Below are 22009 nucleotides of genomic sequence, written 5' to 3' on the forward strand. Positions count from 1 at the left end.
CTGCAGCGCTTTTTGTTACATATTCGCCTTAAGGGTAGGCATTCCTGCTAACGGGCGTAATTTCGTCGACAGTTTGACACCTGCTACGAAAGAATTTTTTCTTGTCACAACAAAAAAACACGCCTCATCCGAAAGTGCGTGTTTTGATCGAATATTAAGTAAAAGCCGTACACCCGCCCTTGACTAACGCTCACCGAGCGTATCCGAACAGTTAGCTCGAATCGGGCCACCCTGCGGCACACGAAAGGATTCACTTACCGCTGCTTCCTTCCGGACCTGACGGGGTTCATGAAATTCCGTTGCGCAGGACCCGACTGTCAACACCACTTATTCGAACCAGACCTCGACAAACGTATAGCCGCAAACAGGAATTCGACCCCGCTACAGCGGATTGCGGGTACAGGGCACCGCTACCTCCCCGTCTAGTACGGCATCTAATATTGTAACATATATGCATCTGCCGCCGCAATGCAAATTACGAAAAAAACGCGACTTCCTCATAGTCAATCTGAGAAATAACAGTTTCGATGGCGCTGAGCCGCTCTTTGCTTAAACGTTGCAAAAAATGAACATAATGCGTTTTCCATTCAGCATCGGTCTCTGTGCTGTCCCACACGATCACATCAAATTGTACGGAGCTGTTCCGTAGCTCTTCATAAAACACGATTTTTGCAAAGATGGCAAGTTCCGTATCGCCAAAAGTCGCAAACAACGCCTCATACTCCTCCGCGAACAAACAATCGGCATCGAGTAAATCCAAATAATCGTACAACGAATGGAAGTTTTCCCTAATGAGTTGAACCTTCGCTTCTGTTTGGTCACAGCGCACAATTTTTTCAATCAATACGCGCAAGCGTACATCGCTCATTTTGTCGGCTTCGTTCACTAACAGCACCTTCTGTTTCGGCTGCTCTTCTATTTCCGTAATGATGACCGACTCCAAGCTGTCGTGATTAGCAGCCCCCGCGACGCGCTGTACAAGGTCGTTTCGGCATTCGTTCATGTAAGCTGTGAGGGAAGGATCCGTCTGTAACTCTTGTTGCAGTCGAGCCATCGCGCGGTGAATGGCAGATCTGATTTCAGCGTCACTTGAGCGGGCGAACGACAATCGCAGTCGGTTAAATTGCTCAGCTGTTAGGGTGACCTTATTCGCATCCCCACCAGACAAAACCGAGAAAACGGCATGGTCCAGTACTAATCTAAAAATGTTAAACAGCTCAATCCGGTAATCAAAGCGGCACACTTTTCCGTAGTCGGACAATAACTGTCGCACGTCCTGTTCGGCAAACTGGTGGCAAAATCGCGTCTCGATGGCAAGGTGCTCCAAATATTGCTTCATGTAAAATACACCTTGCAAGCGCATGTCGTCAATCGCCAGTGGATAATCAATGCTCGCCATCGTATGGTGCGCCTCAAAAACAATACCGTATTTTCTCATAAACACGGGAAACGCTTCATCAATCGTTAAGTTGTAGGCGTCTACCGGGACAGCTAATTTATTTTTTTTGATCTCTTTGTAGAGCTGTTTCGTTTCTATGAAGCATTGGCTGACTAGGGCAAGCCCCTCTTCGTACACATTTCTGACGTCGTTGCCTTTCAAACACTGAACAGCCGCGTCTGGTTGGGCAAAGCTTAGCGTATAAGCGTCAACCGCGTACATGATGGAGGCCATGATTCCTTCAGCCGTGTCGGTCGCAACCGAGGAACTTTCCCCTTTCGTGTACCGACTGATCAACTCTCGCAGGATCGACATTAGCCCGTGTTGGACGTTGTAAACGTCCTCGCTGCTTAACATCCCCGTACGCAGCCCTTCATTCAGGAGAGAGACGGTGTATGCGTTGCGCTGTAGATTCGCCTCATTTATTTTACTCCGTGCAGCTAATGCCGAATCGTCGTTTAAGTTCTCACAATCCAAACTCATCATCCTCTCCGAACAGAGATTCACTGTGCAATGCGCGCCTTCTGAATTGCTCTGCAAACTCCTCCAGCGTGCTCTTTAACAGCTCTAACGAACCGGCACATTCATTGTCAAAGTAATCTTTCATCAAGCCGATCAGCTTCGCGTCGCCGATCTTATCTTCCGTTTCGTTTCTTAAATAATAAAAGATCTCGTGCAACTCATGCAGCGTAGTTGCATAATTTTCATTATTGATATAAGGGGACGCGCAAAACAGTTCCATTAGTTGTTTCGTTACCTCAAAACCCAGTTCGACCCGTCCATAATCGCGGAGCACTTTATTTCTAGCAGTGATCATCTGTTGTATTTGCGCGGGAGTTAAGGTTAGACCGAACGCTTGCGTCTTCTGATTCATTTCGAGTAATTCATTCACAACCTTTTCCGGAACCGGAAAGTTGTAAACGCGGAATAACGAGGACAATTCCCTTCCCCCCTTCAATCGATCGGCATCGGCGACCTGTTCGCTCGGCTACTCAGCCTGTGTACAGTGTAGACGTTTTTCCATTTTCCCTCCTCCGATCTTTAGAGGTCGGTTTTGCTAAAAAAAACTGTTGACACCGATCTTTTTTTATGGTATGTTATAGATGGGAGATTATAAATGATGACATAATGCTAATCCCAATTATTATATACCATAACCGTGACTTCCGTGTCAAATATATGTTTTCGAGTATAAATAACTTACTATTCGGAAATTAACTTACGCACTCGTTCGTATCGGTCAAAAGGACTGATCGGTGCCTGATGTGCAGGATGACACAATATGCACGTTGCGTGTAGATGTAAAAAGAAGCTGCCCGAATGTCGGACAGCTCTCTCTTTATTCGTCTGGCGGAGAGGGTGGGATTCGAACCCACGGCGCGGCAGTACCGCGCAACGGTTTTCGAGACCGTCACCTTCAACCACTCGGACACCTCTCCATCTGAGTGCTTATTTTATCAAACAAACAATATTGTACCATGAATGTCGTCGCATCTCAATAGGCATTCGCGGGAAAAATTAAGAAAAACGGATAAAACGCCCGTCATCCATTTCGCACATCGTCACTTGCTGCAATCGCACAGCCGGCGGTAACCCGCTTTCTACGGCACGGCGTCAGCTAGCGGTAATACGATCGTAAACGTACTCCCTCTACTGTCACTGTTTACAGTAATCGTCCCTTCATGCCGCTCCACAATTAGTTTAGCGATAGCGAGCCCGAGGCCGGTTCCCCCAGAGTGGCGTGCTCGCGAACGGTCGGCGCGGTAAAACGGCTCAAAAACGACACGCACATCGTCAGCGGGAATACCGACACCGGTGTCGCTAATTGTCAGAAGCAACTGCTTACGCTCCCGTTGGCACTTTACCGTAATCGTCACCTTACCGTTCAGTCGGTTGTAGCAAATGGCATTTTCGACGATGTTGCTTAGCGCGCGATTGAGTAAATCGCGTTGTCCTAAACAGACGGCAGCCTCGTCCGCATGCAAGGAAACGTCCACTTGTCGTTCAGCCGCAAGCGGCGCTAACTCTGTCGTCACTTCCGCCAGCATCTGTGCTATGTCGATCCTTTGTTTGCGGCGAATGATGTCGCGGCGCGACAAGTGCAACAGTTCGTCGACTAAGCAGTTTAAGCGGGCAACTTGTCGTTTTAACACGTATAGCGTTGCGCGATAGTCTTCCGCCGTCGCCTCATCGTCGTCGAGTTGCACCTCTACATTCGTCTGCATAACCGACAACGGCGTACGTAATTCGTGCGACGCACTGGACACAAATTGATACTGGTGCTGAAACACATCTTCCAACCGGGTTAACATCGCGTTGAACGATTGCGCCAACTGCTTCATCTCGTCGTCCGGTCCGTCAGTCGGCAAGAGTTGTTCGTCAAGGCGGGTAAAGCTGTCGGGGCGAATGTGAGCGATCGTCTCACTCAACTGTTTGATCGGCTTTAGTGGCTTTTTAGCTAGCCAGTACGCGCCTGCGCTACCCAACACGACGACACCGCTCAAACTAACGACGGAAATGACGATTAAATCGTCCAACGCTTTTTCTATCGTTTGTTGTTGTACAGCTTCCTGAGGAACAAGCTCAAACGAATGATCGTTAGTCAATTCCATTTGGTGCGGGGTTAACAATGGTGCTGAAGCTGTTTCGCTTTCCTGAAGAGGCAGCTGTGAACTCTCGTGTAACTCTTTTTGTTGTGTATCCCGCTGTGCCTCCCGATTGAGAGATCCCTCATTCACGATCGATACAGTAGGAAAAACTGCCACAGCTAACCCGTTGATGGACGCGATTAATGCGATGCCCGAGAGCGACAACATCGTTGCTGTCCATAGTGCAAGGCGCCATCGCAACGTCAAACGGAATCTTTTTCGCTTCATTTTGCTCATCGCCGCACTTCCCTTGACTCGTCATTGTCCGTCACCGTAGGCGTTCCGTTTACATGCCCCTTTACATTTAAGCGGTACCCGACGCCGTGAACCGTTTCGAACGTAACCGGCTGTGCGACCCGTTGCCCGAGCTTACGCCGCAAGGCATTAATGTGGACGCGAACGACATTTGTAAACGGATTCACCGACTCGTCCCACAAACTTTCTAACAACTCCTCTTGGCTAACGACGACGCCGGGACGCATAAGAAAGTATTGCAACAAGGCAAATTCCTTCCGCGTCACCGTTAGCGGCTGTCCGCCGTACGTCACCGTTTGCTTCGCTGGATCGACCGTTAACGAGCCGCAGCGGAGCACGGGCTGCTGTAACTCGAAGCGTCGCCGCGTCAAGGCGCGAATTCGCGCGCGCAACTCGGTAAAGGCAAACGGCTTCGTCACATAATCACACGCCCCTAGATCGAGTCCTTGCACCCGTTCCGCCACTTCCGTTCGTGCGCTTAAAATAAGTACTTTGCTTTGCGGCCGTTCCTCGAGTACGCGTGCGAGCACGTCCAAACCGTCCATGCCCGGTAAATTGAGATCCAACAACATTAAATCGTAGGTGTTTACTTCTACGTAATAAAGTGCCTCTTCTCCGTCTAACGCCACGTCTACCGCATAGCCGTCTTTGCGCAAACCTTTGGCTAAGGCGTGCACTAGATCCACTTCATCCTCCACGATTAACAGCCGCAAAGCTTTTCCCCCTTAATCTGTTGAACAGTAGCGGTCACCCGGATCTTCCGCCCGGGCATTCCGCTACAATCAATCCAAACGCGAGTACGCACGTCTAGATAACAACATTACCCGCGGTTACACAGTTATGTCCAATGAAGCCAGTTAGATCGTGATATAGCCGTTGTAGTTAATCCCGTGTGGCCCGATATTCCAAACCATGATCCGATAGTTACCCGTTTTATTCACTTTAAAGTTAGCTTTACCCGAACCGCCGCTTAGCGTCGTATAGTAAAACGTTCCCGAACTGTCCAGTAAGCCGACTCTTACTTTGGACGCCCCCGGTACCCAAGTGAGTGAGATTGACCCAGTTTCACCAGTTACAAAGCTCCAAGGGCCGTATTGATGCGCATAGTTTACACCGAGTGACCCACTAACGCGGTAAGTCGCTTCCTTTCCGTTGTCGTCTCCCGCCACTTTGTCAGCCTCTGTTAAGGTAATATTCTGGACATTCTTCGGTAGCTGCTTCGTCACATTGGCGGGAGCCCCGTTAATAGTAACCGTATTCGATTGCTCTGCCTTTTTATCCTTAGTCGCATTCGCCGGGGGATCATCAACGATCTCCATCGTCACGTCAGCAGAAGCGTCCTTTGTCACATCGACCAGTTTAAACTGCTCACTAGGATTCTTAATCGCCTTCTCGGACGGGTTTAACGACATCACACCGGAGTTTACATCCGATCCATTCGCAGCGACGACCACCGTAGACACCCCTAACACGACGACGAGGATAGCAACGCCAACTAACCACTTCTTTTTACTCATTTTTCGTATACCTCCTTCAAAAATCGTGGCATAACTGTGTAACCACTTTTATTGTAGGACGGAAGGTATAAATAATTTGTTAAGTTTAATCATTACTTGTTGCGTTGCCGTAGCGAGCGAAAGAAGTTGCTGAGGCGCGCGGCACACTCTGCCTGCAATACACCACTTTCGACGTGTACGCGGTGATTAAAGCGTGGCTCGGTTAGCAAATTCATTAACGTCCCAGCACAACCCGCTTTCGGATCTGGCGTGCCGTATACGACTCGTTTAAGGCGCGACTGTACGATTGCCCCCGCACACATCGGGCACGGTTCAAGCGTGACGACGAGGGTACAACCAGGCAACCGCCAACCGCCTAACTGCGCACTAGCGGCTCGAATCGCTACCATCTCCGCGTGGTTCGTCGGATCTTTCGTCGTTTCGCGCAAATTATAGCCGGTAGCGATAATATCACCGTCTCGTACGATCACGGCGCCGATCGGTACTTCCCCGATCGCTTCCGCGCGATCGGCCTGTTCTAAAGCAACTTTCATATAAGGGATCCATTCGTTCTCCACGTAAATCGTTCATCCTCAACTTAGTAGTATCATTAATAAAAGTTACCACTCGACAACGGAGGGTGTCAAACAGAAGCGACCGCCATCCATTTATGGGTGGCGGTCGTGTGAATTGGTGGTCGTCCTTCGTGCCGACTCACACTTCTCTTGGTGGATATCGGTCGTTTTTCCTCGCAAATAATGCCTTACGAAAAGTGAACGCTAAGGAAATTCCAGTAATATAAAAACACCGAATATGTCAGCCCCAACACGATGACGGTCGCGAAACCAGCCTTCCGCCACCAGTTAACGACTGCACGTACTCTTTTCCAAAGACCGATTAACCAGAAAGAAAGGATAAACGAAAGGATCGGAAGTGAGCATACGATGTCGTTATACCAAGCCGGAAACCCATACATGATCTCCAGACCACCACTTTTGGCAATTAAACGAAATGTAACGACAAAAAACAGACTGTTCAGTACCTCCCGTCACTCACTGCTTCGAGTCGGAAAGGATCGGCCAAAAATGCGAACCATTTCCCATACCCGTAGGTGGGATGTCGGCTAATCATGTAATTCCAGGCGAATAAATAACATGAATACTATAGAAAATTTTCTCCAGTTCAATTGAATACTCCTCTCGGTACGATAATCCGTAGAATACGCAGGATTAGTTCCGTGTGAATGTGCCGATGGCAAAGCGTAAAAGATTAACAATTAGTGCGCAAACGAGGAGCGGCTTAACTGGGGCGACCGAGACCCGTTTAAAGGACGTCGGTCGTTTCCACTTTGCGGATGGCCAAAACGGCAATCGCAATCCCGACGGCTGCGAGCGATAACGGAATGTAAATAATTGAGGCTACAGAAAACACCGGATTGTGTGAGCTGATGAGCACGACGAGTAAGAGGGCGGAAACGATCGTCGCTGGGACAGATTGTTTTCGCATCCCGAAGTATAAAGGAATTAAGCTCGTCCCCGTCGCGGCAAAGGCAAAGGCGACGATGCTTAGCAATTGCTGCCCGATCGTATCAGCTAACGTGCCCGGAATAAACGGAACGTATGTGTTCAATCCGAAAGCGACACCCATGACGAACAAGTTGGAAATGACCATCGTGAAGAACGTGAGCCCACTGACGATCAATAGTTTGGCGGCCATGAGCTTCTTCCGTCTGATCGGGTACATGAACGTAATGAACACCGTTTTGTTTTTATATTCTTCGATGACGAGTTTGGCAATGAGTACAGCGGCAAAAATAGTAAACGTTGCCCGTACGATCGCTCCCATCACGACAATAGCTTCCTCAGCACTAGCAAATGCCGCAGTTTGTTCTATTTTTTCGATATAGCCGATAAAACATACTAACGCCGCAATGAGCACATTCGCAATGACCGCTCCACTGACATACCAACCTAATTTCACTTTCTGCAATTCCAATTTTATTAATTTCATCATTTGATGGCACACCTCGTTTGATCGTTCCTCTTGTTTGATCGTACACCCCTGTTTTTTACGAAACGTCTCTCTGTCCCTCATGAATTAAGTTCAAAAAATACTCCTCTAAAGAAGTAACCTTTTTGTTAATCCCTTCAATCGCGACGTCGTTTAGAACGAGCGTTTTAGAGATTTCTGCCTGGGACACTCGCGCGTCGTAAATGCGGACGATTTTCTCATTAACCGTTTTGAAGTTGGATATATGGAGTTGATCGGCGAGCACAACACACGCTTTACGTTGATGGGCAGTCACTAATTCGATGTATTCCGTATGTTGCCCTCTTATGTTGTCCATCGTCACTTCCTCAATCAGCCGACCGTCGCTAATCACGCCGATCGTATCGGCAATTTGCTCGATTTCCGCGATGATGTGACTCGAAATCAATAGCGTGATTCCGTATTCTTTACTTAACATGTCGAGCACGTGGCGAATCTCTTTAATACCTACAGGGTCGAGGCCATTAATCGGTTCATCTAAAATTAGCAATTCCGGTTTCGTTATAATCGCTCGCGCAATACCTAACCGTTGTTTCATTCCGAGAGAAAAGTTTTTTACCATCTCGTCCTCGATATTTTTTAGGTTGACTAATTTTAGCGCGTCATCGATCGCACCTTTGTCGTAGTAGCCCATGTATTCACAATGCAGCGCTAAATTTTCTCCCGCCGTTAGCCTTTCATAAAAAATAGGGTATTCGATGATACTACCTATTCGTCCTAAATAGTCGTATGAAGTAGGCGTTACCTTTTCCCCAAAAATTTCAATTTCCCCTGCGGTCGGTTTGACGAGGTTCGTGAGCATTTTCATGACTGTCGTTTTACCAGCGCCGTTCGGACCGAGAAAGCCGTAAATTTCTCCTTTGCGAATGTGCATATTAACGTTCGACACCACTTCCTTTCCTTGAAAGGACTTCGTCAAACCATTCGTCGTTACAACGTACGCCACCCGTCATCACCTTTCTTCCTGTCGCTTACGCGTACTATCTTCTATTGTAGCTATGAACCGTTTCTTTTTTGTTTCTCAATTCTTAAGAAAACCTTACGTCGTCAATACGTCAACCGGTTTAACTTAATCGTGAACGTCGTTTGACGATACGGCTCACTCTGTAAGGTAATCGTCCCTCCCATTTCTTCAACGAGCTTTTTCGTAATCGTCAAACCGAGCCCGCTACCTTGAAACGTTTTGTTTCGAGACTCCTCAAGTGTATACATGCGCTCAAAAACACGCGCTTGTTCGCGTTCGTCGATTCCCTTCCCGCGATCCCACACGGCGACAGACACGTGCGTGTTATCGTATGTCAAGGAGAGGCCGACTACTTTTCCGTCAGCGCCGTATTGAATCGCGTTGGACAATAAATTGTGTAACACGCGGTTAAGCGCCTCCGCGTTAGCGACGGCGTACACGGGGACGTCGGGAATTTGAATCGCCACGTCAAAACCTTTCGCTTGTAGCGTATCGTAAAATGAGAGCATATTGTTTTTGCAGCATTCGTTCATTGACACCCGCGTTAAAGGGATCTCTTTATCCCCGGACTCCAACTTAGCTAAATCAAAAAATGTATTGATCAACTTAATAATTTCCACTGTTTTATTGTAAACGTTATCGAGCAGTCTTTCCCTCTCTACAGCGGCCATCCCGTGGTCGTGCTGCATCATTTCGATATACCCTAATACGACGGTCAACGGCGTTTTTAAGTCGTGGGAAATGTTCGCTAGCATTTTTTTCATTGAACGTTCCGTTCGCGTGAACTGGGCGAGGTTTTGCTGGGTGACGTCCAACAACCGGTTGATCTCAACTAACAGAAGCTGCAGTTGTTTGTCATCCGTCACGTGTAACAACTTCTCAGCTGACTCTTGCTTCAATATGCGTCGCAGCTTGGCGGATAAGGCATCTAGCTCTACATCCCTCCGCTTCTTTAGCCGGTATTGCCCGATATTGACGGTAGCTAGCACAACGATGACACTGACGAGGAGAATCGTCATTGTTCGAATTCCCCCAAGCGATAGCCGATCCCCCACAACGTTTTTATATACTTAGGCGACGACGGGTCATCTTCTATTTTTTCGCGCAACCGACTCATGTGGACGTTAATAATGTTTTCGTCGCCGTAATAATCGTCCTGCCAAACCGCGCGGTAAATCTGCTCTTTCGTAAACACTCGCTCGGGATTTGTAAAAAACAACTTCAATATTTGCCACTCTTTTGCCGTGAGCTTAATCTCTTCCCCGTTTTTCTTCACGCGCATATTTTCAATGTCGAGCGCAATGTCCCGTATGTGAATCACCTGGTGCTGTACATCCTTATCGCCGTCTTTTGGGCTGCCGGTATACTGTGTCGCGCGGCGGATCGCTGCTTTCACACGCGCCGTCAGCTCAATTAAGGAAAACGGTTTGGTCACGTAATCGTCTGCTCCAAACCCGAGACCTAACGCTTTTTCCACATCGCCGTCTTTGGCAGAAACGATCAACACAGGAACGGTACTTTTTTCGCGAACAGCTTTTAAAAAGTCCATGCCGTTAAGCTTCGGCAACATCAAATCGAGCAGAATTAAATCAAAAGACTCCCGCGCAAACGCACGCAATGCTTCTTTGCCGTCACACGCGTGTGCGACGCGGAATCCTTCCTTCGTTAGATGGTTTCCTACCATGTCACTAATCGCTGGATCGTCTTCTACGAGTAAAATGTAATGATGCATGTTGCGTCACCGGCCTTATCGTGTAGTCATTTTAGCTATATGTTTTATGTTATCCTATTGTTGAGATGTGTGACAGGATCGTTTAGATTATACATCATTGAGCAACGTGAAAGGGGATCGTCCAAGTGGCATCAAGACAGCAACCGCTCCAACTGTTTCCGGAAACAATCCGGCGCGAGTGGTTGAACAGACCACAAAAAAGCTTTGCGAAAGGACAGATGATTGTCACGCCCGGTGACTCGTCCGCCTATTTGTACTTAATCGTCGCGGGGAACGCCCGCCTGTTCCATTTACACCTCGATGGCAAAGAATGCACGCTCGACATTTTGTCTGCTGGCGATTTTATTAACTGGCTCAACTTATTTATCGATAGTGAAAAAGAGTCCTTTTGTCGGGGGTTAACGGATGTTACCGTCGTTTCCGTTCCTAAAAAGGAAATATTCGCGGTAATTGAATCGACGCCGCCAGGACTAGCCATGTCGTTGCTAAAAGACATGGCGCTGCGCTTGCACGAGACGACGGCGATTTTGGAACAAGTCGCTTACGGAAAAGTAGAAGAGCGGATCGTGTTTTTGTTTGAAAAACTGACAGAAGGGCGTGGACAAGCAGGAGAATGTGTGCCTTTACCGCCATTTTTAACACATAAAGACCTCGCTGGGATGATCGGCTCAACGCGAGAGACGGTCACGTTTTTACTTAATAAGTTGCAACAAGAAGGAGTGGTTGTACAAAAGGACAACCAGCTCTTGTTTCGCAAGGGAGCGCAAAATTGATGATGTGTAAGCTCCCTTACATACAAAAGAAGGACACCTTGTTACGATGGGATTATCAAACATCCTAACGAAAGGTGAATGACGTGAACAACATTAACTTTACAGCAGTGAAACAAATGGCAGCAGCGATTCAGTCCAACCCCGAGTTAAAAATGCGCAACTGGCAGGCGAAAGTGACTTGGAAAGACGGCGTGCAAAACGACGTACAAATTAGGGAGTTCGCCCCTTTCCGTACGGACGAACCAGCACCGTTAGGCGGGACCGATGTGGCACCGAACCCCGTCGAATATTTAATCGCCGCAGCAGCGAGTTGCTTTACGATTACGTTCGAAGTGCTCGCTAGTGAACAAGGGATTCGATTGAATGACGTAGAAGTGGAGATTGAAGCGGATTTAAATGCGGCCGTCTTTCTCGGCTTAGAATCAGGGGATGGCGGAATTTTAAATCCCGTCATTCATTTGAAGGCTGACACTTCCGCGTCGCCTGAAGCAGTAGAAAAAATTGCTCGTACAGCATTGGAAAAATCGCCGGTGCTGGCTAGTTTGAAAATGGAAATCGGTTTACAAGTTCATTAATTAAGTGAAGGTCAGCTGGATCGAGCTGACCTTTTGACTGCAAGAAAACATAAAACCGTTAAGGGCGATGCACCTTCCGAACAATTATACGAGCTTAACCCCAAAATACATCGGTTTTTATTAATTCCAAAATATCCATTAATAAGCCCCCTTTTACATATCCTGTTTCTTAAAATATACAAAACTAGCGGAAACGCCGAGGAGGAAAACTAAGCATATAATCATAAGAGCTGTTTCAGTCGGATAGTGAAATTTTGCAATATCCCCACTTGCAATCAAATAAGGAGACGACCATGGAAACAGCACCGCTAAGTCTTCATTGGCAAGTGCAACATTACAAAGAACGACTGCTGCAGCGACAATCATCGGTGTCACTAAGTTTTTAAGCCAAAGTGTTATAAATACGAAAGGCGACATGGTAAAATACAATAATAAAACGCCTAAAAAATACTCCTTTAGCGACTGCGTAATAACGTCAACGCTAAATGCCGCGGCATTGCCGACAACACTTAAAATCAACGTGGATCCCCATGCTACTGCTGTTAAAAGGATCATCCACACAAACAGCATCAGGAATTTCGCTGTTAAAAAAGCTTCTTTTGAAACAGGAACAGTTAGTATGGACTTCATTGTTTTTTCAGCAAACTCTCGGCTTAAGAGATGGGCAGCGATCACGCCGTAAACGATCACCCCAAACAAAAGCAATACATACAAGTTTGTCTGCTCTAACATGTCCCAGTAAGTAATAACCTTATCAGGTTTTGTAATTTTTGCCTTTATAAGCCCTGCAAAAACCATTACAGGCGCTACAAGTGCACCTAGAGCACTAATAAAAAACATCTTTGAACGTTTTAGTTTTAAAAATTCACAGTAAAGCAGATTGAGCAAGATCCCCACCCCCAATCAAGTTTGAGAAGTAATCTTCCAGCTTTTCTTCACTAATATTGATTTTTGATACTAATATACCGTTTTCTACAAAATAGCGATTAACTGTTGATCTCATCTCTAAATGAGAATACAGGCGAATACTTCCCTTATCATGTACACTATAATCAGTTAGTCCAAACTTTTGCTCAAGCAGAAGACAAGCTTTGTTTTCATCTGACACGACAAACTCAACATACTGTCTGTTTCGCTCATGCAGTTCCTGCATGGATACTTCCTCAATAAGCTGACCTTTGTTCATAACCCCGATAATATGTGCAAGCTGTTCAATCTCGCTTAAAATATGACTTGAAATGAGTATGGTGATACCTTTTTCAACACTAAGCGTTTCTAGGTATTTCCGCACTTCCCGTATACCTACTGGGTCAAGACCGTTAATTGGCTCATCCAAGATGAGTAACTCCGGTTCGTGCATAATTGCCGCCGCTATGCCAAGACGCTGTTTCATCCCAAGAGAATAATTGCCAAAGGTCTTTTTTGTTTCCTGGTCAAGGCCGACGATTTTAAGTGCATGTTGGACGCTGTTTGGATCGTGCTGTCCTCTAAGGCGAGCAAAGATTTGTAAATTCTCTGCCCCTGTTAGGTTTTCATAAAAACCCGGTGTTTCAATCATTGAGCCAATACGGCGGTAAGTTTCCTTTCGGTTTTTTCTGTAATCCTCCCCGAACAATGAGATTTCTCCACTCGTAGGAGTTGCAAGGTTTAACAACATCCGCAACGTCGTCGTTTTGCCCGCACCGTTTCTGCCCAGTAGCCCATAAATTTTACCCTGTGGGACGTGCATATTTACACTGTCCACACCTTTTTGTTCGCCAAATTGTTTTGTCAGCTTTGTTGTTTTAATGACGTACTCGGTCATTTGCATAACCTCCCACTCCTTACGACACTTATTATATCAAGCAATACTGACCCTCCCCTTACGCAAGTCTTACTTCTTCCTTACTTGCACAAAAAAAGAGATGACAAAGGCATTCATCTCTTAACGAGCGGCAGCTTAATGGTAAATTGTGTGTACTCATCCACTTGGCTTTGTACGAGCACCTTACCACCCTGCATCTGTGCAAGCTCTTTAACAATATAAAGGCCAAGACCACTGCTGCACTTGCTTCTTGCCTTGTCCACTTTATATAGTCGTTCGAAAATATGAGGTTGTTTATTTTTGGCTATACCAATCCCGTTATCTTTTACTGTGATGCTAATTGTATCGCTATACTGGTTTATGGCGACCTCTAAACAGCTGCAACCGCTATGCTCTACTGCGTTTTGAATGAGGTTTGATACCATTCGTTCATATGCTACGACATCGAGGGCAACGATCCATTCCTCATCTGGAATTTCTATTTTGGGGGTAATTTCTTTTTGTTCTAATGTAGGCAGCCAATCAATAACGATCTCCTTAGTCCTTTCGCAAATATCGGTATTCTGCATGGACAGCTGCATTTCTTTAGAATCAATCTTGAACCAGTCAAACAGCGTATCTACAAGCCCCTTTAAGTCATATGCCTTTTTTCTTGCAATTTTTGTGTACTCTTCTCTTTCGTCACCTTGGACAATACCACTTTCCAGTGCATCTAAATAACCGAGCAATGATGTTAGGGGCGTCCTGACATCGTGTGAAAAGCTTATGAGCAATTCTTTATTGGCTTTTTCCAGCTTTTTCAACCGAGATAATTCTTTATTATGGGAATAAATGAGGGCATTAACTTCATATCCTAATTTGGAAACTGCTCCGTTGCCTTTCATAAATACCTTTTTGTTATCTCCGCGCTTAGCTGCTGCGAGCGCATCAAGGATCTGTCTTAACTGTTTCCTCTGCTTAACGAACAGAAATATTAACAGGCCGCAAACGAGTACGAGGATCACTATAATATAACCGGTCATTTGCTTTCCCCACCGTTAAATTTATAACCAACGCCCCAAACAGTCTGAATAAATTGTGGCTGGTCAGGATTAGGCTCGATTTTTTTACGAACCCTGCGAATATGCACCATAATGTTATTATCATCAAAGGCATAGTCATCCTTCCATACGGCGCGATAAATTTGTTTTTTTGTAAAAACCTTGCCATTGTTGTTTGCGAGGAAATAAAGCAAATCAAATTCTTTTGCTGTAAGTTCAACGGACGCCCCAGAAACTAAAACTTCTCTTTTATCCGCATTGATTGAGAGGTTTTCAAATGTTAACATAAGTTGACTTTGTATATGACTCTCGCCACCTAAGGCGGTGTAGCGCCGAATGAGCGATTGAACTCTTGCAACAAATTCATTCATGCTAAATGGTTTTGTGAGATAATCGTCCGCACCGAGCCGAAGACCCAAAACAGTGTCGATTTCTCCATCCTTTGCAGTTAGCATAAGTACCGGTACGCGACTTGTTTTACGCAAATCTGAAAGCACGTCAAAGCCGTTTTTCTGTGGGAGCATGACATCAAGCACAATAAGTTGATATCCATTCGTTAAACCTTCTGTAAGACCGTCAGCGCCATTATGTTTGACTGCAACGCTATAGCCCTCTGTTTCAAGGTATTTTTTAACAAGAAGACAAAGATCTACATCATCGTCTACGATTAATATTTTTTTCTTCAAGATGTCACCTCCACTAAAAATGGCGCGGTTTCTCAAGTAATCGAAAAACCGCGCCATATCAACGTTTTTCATGGCGCGCCCGGCAGGATTCGAACCTGCGACACCCAGTTTAGGAAACTGGTGCTCTATCCTGCTGAGCTACGGGCGCCCAATAATTGGCACCGCAATTAATATCAGAAATATGCAAATACGCGATCAGGCATGATTGCGATCGCCATTGGAACATATGTCGTCAATAACCTTAACGACTTCGTAAGCGCTACGCTATGTTATTCATGAAAAGGAATTGTGGCGGAGAGGGTGGGATTCGAACCCACGGAGGACGCAAGCCCTCTACGGTTTTCAAGACCGTCGCCTTCAACCACTCGACCACCTCTCCAAAACAGTAACGAATTAATGATAGCACATTTCCGCTCGCCCCTTCAAGAGGAAAAAAAGGGCGGAGCTCGCTGTATGCCCTTTTAACAGTAGCATACCCCCGCCCCATCTTCCCCAGTCCCCTCTCCTGTAGCACTAATTTATCCGCTTTTTGGCATGCTGTTACACATGCTGCCGGGGAAGTGGTGTCAATTTGCGATAACCGTCTTGCCGCCCATATAAGGCTGCAAAACGTCGGGAATGGCCACGCTGCCATCTTCCTGTTGGTAGTATTCCAAGAGGGCGGCAATCGTGCGGTCGATCGCGAGACCCGATCCGTTTAGCGTGTGCACGAATTCCGGCTTTCCTTTCGATCCGCGCCGAAAGCGGATGTTGGCGCGGCGCGCTTGAAAATCTTCGAAGTTGCTACAGGAGGAAATTTCTCGATATGCACCGCTTCCGGCCATCCACACTTCGAGGTCGTACGTTTTCGCTGCTGAAAAGCCGAGATCGCCCGTGCACAAGTTGACGACGCGGTAAGGGAGTCCCAACAACTCGAGCACCCGTTCCGCTTGTCCGACTAACGTTTCCAACTCAGCATACGAGTCCTCCGGTTTCACGAACCGCACCAGCTCGACTTTATGAAATTGGTGCAGGCGGATTAACCCGCGCGTATCGCGGCCGTGCGCACCCGCCTCAGAGCGAAAACAGGAGCTGTAGGCGGTAAAGCAGCTTGGCAAATCTTTTTCGGCCAACACGTCGTCACGGTAGTAATTCGTGACAGGTACTTCCGCCGTAGGGATTAAGTAGTAGTTGCTGTCCTCTAATTTAAACGCGTCTTCCGCAAATTTCGGTAACTGCCCCGTCCCGGTCATACTTTGCCGATTGACGATGTACGGCGGTACGAGTTCCTTATACCCGTGCGCATCCACGTGCAAATCGAGCATAAAGTTGACGAGCGCGCGCTCTAGCCGTGCCCCTGCTCCTGTATAAAATACGAAGCGCGAACCAGTCACTTTACCCGCCCGTTCCCAATCGCAGATTCCTAACTCAGCTGCGATGTCCCAATGCATTTTCGGCGCAAAGCTGCGCTCGGCGGGTTCGCCGACGTAGCGCACGGGGACGTTGTCGGCATCGGACTCCCCGTCGGGGACACTGTCGTGGGGTACGTTCGGGATCCCCAGTAACACCTGTTGTAACTTAGCTTCCGCCTCCCGCAACTGTTCATCTAACCGCTTAATTTGTTCCCCGACTTCGCGCATTGCGCGAATGTCCGCTTCCGCGTCTTCGCCTGCTTTTTTCTTCTGGGCAATTTGCTGTGAGACGCTGTTACGTTCACTCTTCAATTGTTCACTTTCTTTTAGCAGTTTGCGCCGCTGCACATCTAAGCTAGAAAACTGCTCCAGTGCCTCGGCTGCTTCGCCGCGCCGGGATAACCGCTCTTTGTACGCCGCAAAATGTTGCCGCAGCTTCTTCATATCCAACACGACACACCACTCCTTTCAAAAAAGTAAAAGGCCCTTCCACCCCGTAAAAGGGACGGAAGGACCGCGTTGCCACCCTAATTGGCAGAATTGTTTCCTGCCCACTTTCGTTTCGATAACGGTGAATGCCGTCTTCGCGCTCAGAGGTGGATTCGCCTTTTTACCTGCACCGGTTCACAGCGACCACCGGCTCTCTGCAGCAGTATATAAAAGGTTACTCGGTCTCGTCATCGCGTGTTAATGTATAATCCTTTAAGTCACCTTATATTTTACAGTAACCATTTCCTGTTGACAACTCACCTGCTATTTAGGAATACGAACAAATGATGTGCTGTCATTCGTTTTACCCATAAGCAGAGGCATTTATACGTTATAGCTACGACTTTGGCGACATGTTCAGCGACTGAAGAGCCGTTGCCAGCAAGCGTACACCTTACATTAAACAGTCGTAGAAACGCGGTTAACTAAGCCAACTAGGAGAACAGCCCTTTGATGCTGTCGGCAATTCCGTTGAAGAAGTTGACGAAAATGTCCTTGATGCTGCGGAAAAATAGCCGCAGCCAACTCGCTTCTTCGACATCGTCTTTCGCGACGAGCTTTACCGGCTCAATGTTCGGAACCGGCTTTCCGTTTATAGTATAAGTGACTTCCCCGACGACATCACCTTTTTTAATTGGGGCTTGCAAATCGCCTTTCAACGTCACTTGCGGTTTGTACTTCTTCTCTGCAGACGTTTTGTAAGCCATGCGCACCCGCGCCGCCGTCGTGACGCCGACTTCTGTTTCCGTGCCACCCGTCACTTCAACTGTCTCGAAACCTTTTACTGTAGCGTTTTTCTTCATAAATTCTTTCACTTTGAAGTTAGAAAAACCGTAGTCTAGCAGCTTTTTCGTCTCTTCAAAGCGCGTGTTGCGCGACTTTGTCCCCATGACGACTGTAATGAGACGCATCTTACCCCGCTTGGCCGTTCCAGTAAAGCAAGCGCCAGCGGCATCCGTTTCGCCCGTTTTAAGGCCATCGACACCTTCGTACTCAAAATCGAGACCTTTAATCATCCAGTTCCAGTTGACCATATCGATCGCACCCGGTTCTCCTTTGCGGAACGTTTGCTCCGGAATCGTGGAGAACTCCGTAATTTCTGGGTAATCCTGCAGTAAATGTCGTGCGAGCGTCGCGCTGTCCTTCGCCGACATATAATGCTTGCCGCCTACTTTTGGCGGATCGGGATACATGTTTTGCGGCAAACCGGTACTGTTGCGAAAATGGGTATTTATTAACCCCATTTTTTTCGCTTTGGCGTTCATCTGCTCGACGAAAGCCGTCTCGTCGCCAGCGAGTAACTCCGCCAAGGCGACGGTGGCGTCGTTCGCGGAATAGACGGACATGGCGGTAAACAGTTCTTTCACCGTACGTACTTCTTTTTCCGCTAACCACACTTGTGAGCCTTCAATTTTTGACGCGTTCGCGCTCACCTTTACTTTTTGATCCCAACTGATGTCACCTTTTTTAATCGCTTCGAGCACCAAATACTCGGCCATCATTTTTGTCATACTGGCGGGAGGTAAGGGCGTATCTTCCTTCTTTGCAAGCAAAATACTACCGGATTCCGCATCCATTACAACGTATGATTTTGCCTTGATCTTTGGTGTTTTTTCCGCCGCCTGTGCACGCGGAGCAAATCCTCCGCTTACGAGCAGCAAGATGAAGGCGAGAATTGTCATTCGCCACAACCACGGCTTTGCCTTCTCTTTAATCACGAGGCCACCTCCCGAGTCACTCTCCCAATATGTACAAGCCGTAAATATTGTATCACAAGCGCACACACAAAAGAAGACAGGGAATACATCCCTGCCCTCGTTGACCGCTCCAATTTATGCCATGCAAACAAATTCCCGTTTATGCAGGCTTACTTCCCTACAAGTGGTAGTTCGGCGCTTCCTTCGTCACTTGTATGTCGTGCGGGTGGCTTTCCGACAGCCCCGCGTTACTTATGCGTATGAAGCGCCCGTTGTCCCGCAAATCGTTTAGCGTCGCTGTGCCGCAATAACCCATGCCAGAACGAATGCCGCCTACTAATTGGTAAACAGTGTCAGCCAGCGGCCCTTTATAAGGGACCCGCCCTTCGATCCCTTCCGGCACAAGCTTCTGTTCATTTTCTTGGAAGTAGCGATCGCTACTACCGGCCTTCATCGCCCCGATCGAGCCCATGCCACGGTAAACTTTAAAGCGGCGGCCTTGGAATATTTCCGATTCTCCCGGGGACTCCTCTGTGCCGGCGAGCAAGCTGCCGAGCATGACCGCGTGTGCCCCTGCTGCCAATGCCTTCACGATATCGCCGGAATAGCGGATGCCGCCGTCGGCGATAATCGGTACGCCGTACTCGCGCGCAACGGTCGCACAGTCGTAAATGGCGGTAACTTGCGGGACGCCGATCCCGGCAATGACACGTGTTGTACAGATGGAACCCGGGCCGATACCGACTTTGACGACGTCGGCGCCAGCTTCAATTAAGTCGCGCGTACCTTCCGCTGTCGCTACATTGCCCGCGACGATGACGACGTCTGGGAAGTGCTTGCGCATGGCGGCAACTGTCTCTAGTACGCCGTGAGAATGTCCGTGCGCCGTATCGACGACGAGTAAGTCGACGCCAGCATCGACGAGGGCGGTCGCACGTTCTAACGTATCTTTCGTCACGCCTACAGCCGCGCCGGCGAGTAGTCGCCCTTGGTCATCTTTCGCCGATTGTGGGAAGGCAATCGCCTTTTCGATATCTTTAATCGTAATGAGCCCTTTTAGTTCATTGTGGGCGTCGACGAGGGGTAATTTTTCAATCTTATGTCGTTGTAAAATGTGTTCTGCGTCTTTTAACGTCGTACCGACTGGCGCAGTGACTAAGTTTTCACTCGTCATCACGTCGGAAATCAGTAGCGAGTAATCGTGAATAAACCGCAGGTCGCGGTTAGTGAGAATACCGACCAGTTTTTTATGTCCATCGACGATCGGCACGCCGGAAATGCGGTACTTCGCCATCAGTTCTTCTGCGTCATACACTTTATTGTGCGGGTGTAAGTAAAAAGGATTCGTAATGACGCCACTTTCGGAACGTTTCACGCGGTCGACTTCTTCCTTTTGTGCGTCAATGGACATGTTTTTATGAATGACACCGAGCCCGCCCTGCCTAGCTAAGGCGATCGCTTGCGCTGACTCAGTCACTGTATCCATTCCTGCACTTAAGAGGGGAACGTTCAACCGAATGCGCGCTGTCAACTGTGTCGAAACATCGACATCGCGCGGCAATACGTCCGATTTCGCTGGAAGTAGCAGCACATCGTCAAATGTTAATCCTTCTTTGCTGAATTTATCTTCCCACATGTGGATCATCATCCTTTAGACGTCGTCTTATTTTATGCAGTGTAACAAAACGTATAAAAGCCTGTCAAGGTAATAAAAATAGGCGTTAAGGAGGCAATCGTGTGACGCGTTCGAACCGTTACGTTTTCGCTGAACAACCAGAGCAAAAAATGTGGGATACACTTTTGTTTTTAGAGGGTGAAACGGCCGCGCGGCAGCTACTCGAGCACCGCTATAGCACACGCGAGATAAACGACGCCTCAAGGTTAGCTTTTCAAAACAGCGCGCCATTTATATATTATTTAAAGCAAGCTCGCGCATATTTCCTCACCGCCCAGTCGGCGAGCTTACTCGTTAAACCGCCGCTGCTCTACTACGGCATGATGGGGCTGACGAAGGCGTACGTGCTCACACTCGACCCGTTCTACCCCAACCAGACGAGCTTGCTTAAACACGGTATGACGACGCGCAAATTGAAAAAGCGCGCCTACGATTTACTCGCGGACAGCGTAAAAGTACAAAAAGAAGGCTTATTACCGCACGTGTTGCGTTTACTCGGGCTAAGACAAGCGCTAGAGGAAAAGTTTGAGCTCCACCACTTGTTCGGCCAACTACCGCATTTGTACGACGTATGCGCTCAAGTGGCATGCCCTTCGTACCTCGAACCGCTCGTCGTCGAAGGGGTACCTTCCACTCGTGAGAGTGGCAGCAGCAATGAAAACAGCGGCACAAGTAGCAGGCACGGTACCTCGATCTTAGTGCAACAAACGGTCCTCGACCACTTTCACTTAAGTGCCGCAAGTTTTGTACACCTGCTCAACCGACACCATACGACGCTGGAGGGCGGCCAGTTCCAATTACAAGTGGGCGAAGAGGCTGTGCGCGAAGGAAGGGCGCAATGCGCTTCACGCGGATCATACGTGTCCCTCGTATGGTATCATCCCCACGTTAGCCACGTCTCGGAGTCCGGCAGTGGCTTTCAAAACGATTTGATCGTCGGCGATTCGTCGAGCCGCTTCTTTTTGCGGTTGCTCACTGAGCGTAAGTTCCACCTACCGGAATTTTCCTATTACCTGCTGTTAGTGTTCCATCTCGGGATGCTCGCCCGCTACGAACCCGAGCGGTGGGGTGAAATCGTCCTCGGCTTCGGCAGTGACGAGTTATACGTCGTGCACGCGATCGTGCAAGCGGCGGAACAGCATTTTCCGAATTTATTAGTAAGTGAGCTGCTGCAGGAACGATTCGTTTTTCGCCACATGTAAGCGGGCTTGCAGCTACCGAAAACGAACGCTGACGAGATCAGAAAGGATAAGAATAGAGCCGGCCAACATCGCTGCAGGGCCGCCCCCTATGACTA

Annotated in this window: 20 protein-coding genes, 3 tRNA genes, 1 other RNA gene and 1 other annotated feature; of the genes, 3 read left to right on the plus strand and 21 right to left on the minus strand. The window is 47.9% G+C overall.

Annotation, left to right across the window (positions count from 1 at the left end):
* Positions 1 to 165: 165 nt before the first annotated feature.
* The 12 genes from ffs to BN1247_RS14990 form a co-directional block, all read right to left on the minus strand.
* Positions 166 to 431, minus strand: an RNA gene (ffs, locus tag BN1247_RS17325) — signal recognition particle sRNA large type.
* A 44-nt stretch (positions 432 to 475) separates the two neighbouring features.
* On the minus strand, positions 476 to 1921 hold the full coding sequence (locus BN1247_RS14940) for a DUF6179 domain-containing protein (protein ID WP_147675261.1): 1446 nt from the start codon (positions 1919 to 1921) through the stop codon (positions 476 to 478).
* Entirely contained in the window at positions 1905 to 2378 is a 474-nt protein-coding gene (locus tag BN1247_RS14945) for a DUF6323 family protein (RefSeq protein ID WP_054951082.1), read from the minus strand. Before BN1247_RS14945 ends, BN1247_RS14940 begins: the two co-directional genes overlap by 17 nt.
* A 408-nt stretch (positions 2379 to 2786) precedes the next feature.
* A tRNA-Ser gene (locus tag BN1247_RS14950) sits at positions 2787 to 2877 on the minus strand.
* Positions 2878 to 3039: 162 nt separating this feature from the next.
* Entirely contained in the window at positions 3040 to 4323 is a 1284-nt protein-coding gene (locus tag BN1247_RS14955) for a HAMP domain-containing sensor histidine kinase (protein ID WP_054951083.1), read from the minus strand.
* On the minus strand, positions 4320 to 5054 hold the full coding sequence (locus tag BN1247_RS14960) for a response regulator transcription factor (protein WP_074011194.1): 735 nt from the start codon (positions 5052 to 5054) through the stop codon (positions 4320 to 4322). Before BN1247_RS14960 ends, BN1247_RS14955 begins: the two co-directional genes overlap by 4 nt.
* 144 nt (positions 5055 to 5198) lie before the next feature.
* Complete coding sequence (locus BN1247_RS14965) at positions 5199 to 5858, minus strand: hypothetical protein (RefSeq protein WP_054951084.1); 660 nt, start codon at positions 5856 to 5858, stop codon at positions 5199 to 5201.
* 92 nt (positions 5859 to 5950) lie between these two features.
* On the minus strand, positions 5951 to 6421 hold the full coding sequence (gene tadA, locus BN1247_RS14970) for a tRNA adenosine(34) deaminase TadA (protein WP_231633467.1): 471 nt from the start codon (positions 6419 to 6421) through the stop codon (positions 5951 to 5953).
* A 739-nt stretch (positions 6422 to 7160) separates the two neighbouring features.
* Entirely contained in the window at positions 7161 to 7850 is a 690-nt protein-coding gene (locus BN1247_RS14975; RefSeq protein WP_054951085.1) for an ABC transporter permease, read from the minus strand.
* Positions 7851 to 7905: 55 nt separating this feature from the next.
* Entirely contained in the window at positions 7906 to 8832 is a 927-nt protein-coding gene (locus BN1247_RS14980; protein ID WP_054951086.1) for an ABC transporter ATP-binding protein, read from the minus strand.
* 101 nt (positions 8833 to 8933) lie between these two features.
* Complete coding sequence (locus BN1247_RS14985) at positions 8934 to 9869, minus strand: sensor histidine kinase (protein ID WP_054951087.1); 936 nt, start codon at positions 9867 to 9869, stop codon at positions 8934 to 8936.
* Positions 9866 to 10582 carry a response regulator transcription factor gene (locus BN1247_RS14990; protein WP_054951088.1) on the minus strand — a complete coding sequence of 239 codons (717 nt, stop codon included), beginning with the start codon at positions 10580 to 10582 and terminating at the stop codon, positions 9866 to 9868. Before BN1247_RS14990 ends, BN1247_RS14985 begins: the two co-directional genes overlap by 4 nt.
* Before the next feature lie 125 nt (positions 10583 to 10707).
* Here BN1247_RS14990 and BN1247_RS14995 point away from each other — a divergent pair, with 125 nt between their 5' ends.
* Positions 10708 to 11355 carry a Crp/Fnr family transcriptional regulator gene (locus BN1247_RS14995; protein ID WP_054951089.1) on the plus strand — a complete coding sequence of 216 codons (648 nt, stop codon included), beginning with the start codon at positions 10708 to 10710 and terminating at the stop codon, positions 11353 to 11355.
* 74 nt (positions 11356 to 11429) lie between these two features.
* Positions 11430 to 11930: an OsmC family protein gene (locus tag BN1247_RS15000; RefSeq protein WP_222705244.1), complete on the plus strand. Its 501-nt coding sequence runs from the start codon at positions 11430 to 11432 to the stop codon at positions 11928 to 11930.
* 153 nt (positions 11931 to 12083) lie between these two features.
* On the opposite strand, the gene BN1247_RS15005 is transcribed toward BN1247_RS15000, so the two are convergent.
* The 9 genes from BN1247_RS15005 to guaB all read right to left on the minus strand — a co-directional run bounded on the left by BN1247_RS15005 (position 12084) and on the right by guaB (position 20673).
* Positions 12084 to 12818 carry an ABC transporter permease gene (locus BN1247_RS15005; protein ID WP_054951091.1) on the minus strand — a complete coding sequence of 245 codons (735 nt, stop codon included), beginning with the start codon at positions 12816 to 12818 and terminating at the stop codon, positions 12084 to 12086.
* Positions 12796 to 13734 (minus strand): ABC transporter ATP-binding protein, encoded by a 939-nt coding sequence (locus BN1247_RS15010; protein ID WP_054951685.1) that lies wholly within the window; start codon positions 13732 to 13734, stop codon positions 12796 to 12798. The genes BN1247_RS15005 and BN1247_RS15010 overlap by 23 nt, the downstream gene beginning before the upstream one ends.
* 113 nt (positions 13735 to 13847) lie before the next feature.
* On the minus strand, positions 13848 to 14756 hold the full coding sequence (locus tag BN1247_RS15015) for a sensor histidine kinase (RefSeq protein ID WP_054951092.1): 909 nt from the start codon (positions 14754 to 14756) through the stop codon (positions 13848 to 13850).
* Entirely contained in the window at positions 14753 to 15460 is a 708-nt protein-coding gene (locus BN1247_RS15020; protein ID WP_054951686.1) for a response regulator transcription factor, read from the minus strand. Before BN1247_RS15020 ends, BN1247_RS15015 begins: the two co-directional genes overlap by 4 nt.
* A gap of 71 nt (positions 15461 to 15531) precedes the next feature.
* Positions 15532 to 15608: transfer RNA gene (locus BN1247_RS15025), tRNA-Arg, on the minus strand.
* Between the two features lie 141 nt (positions 15609 to 15749).
* Positions 15750 to 15839 (minus strand) — tRNA-Ser (locus tag BN1247_RS15030).
* 187 nt (positions 15840 to 16026) lie between these two features.
* The gene (serS, locus tag BN1247_RS15035) at positions 16027 to 17304 is read right to left on the minus strand and encodes a serine--tRNA ligase (protein WP_054951093.1); all 1278 of its coding nucleotides are present in this window, start codon (positions 17302 to 17304) and stop codon (positions 16027 to 16029) included.
* 45 nt (positions 17305 to 17349) lie between these two features.
* Positions 17350 to 17541 (minus strand) — a binding site (T-box leader).
* 233 nt (positions 17542 to 17774) lie between these two features.
* The gene (locus BN1247_RS15040) at positions 17775 to 19058 is read right to left on the minus strand and encodes a D-alanyl-D-alanine carboxypeptidase family protein (protein ID WP_231633311.1); all 1284 of its coding nucleotides are present in this window, start codon (positions 19056 to 19058) and stop codon (positions 17775 to 17777) included.
* A 157-nt stretch (positions 19059 to 19215) separates the two neighbouring features.
* On the minus strand, positions 19216 to 20673 hold the full coding sequence (guaB, locus tag BN1247_RS15045; protein ID WP_054951094.1) for an IMP dehydrogenase: 1458 nt from the start codon (positions 20671 to 20673) through the stop codon (positions 19216 to 19218).
* Positions 20674 to 20774: 101 nt separating this feature from the next.
* Between guaB and BN1247_RS15050 the strand changes: the two genes are divergently transcribed.
* Positions 20775 to 21914 (plus strand): YaaC family protein, encoded by a 1140-nt coding sequence (locus tag BN1247_RS15050; RefSeq protein WP_054951095.1) that lies wholly within the window; start codon positions 20775 to 20777, stop codon positions 21912 to 21914.
* Positions 21915 to 22009: the final 95 nt, after the last annotated feature.

Origin of the sequence: Numidum massiliense (genome assembly GCF_001375555.1) — a bacterium.
GTDB classification, from domain to species: Bacteria; Bacillota; Bacilli; order Thermoactinomycetales; family Novibacillaceae; genus Numidum; species Numidum massiliense.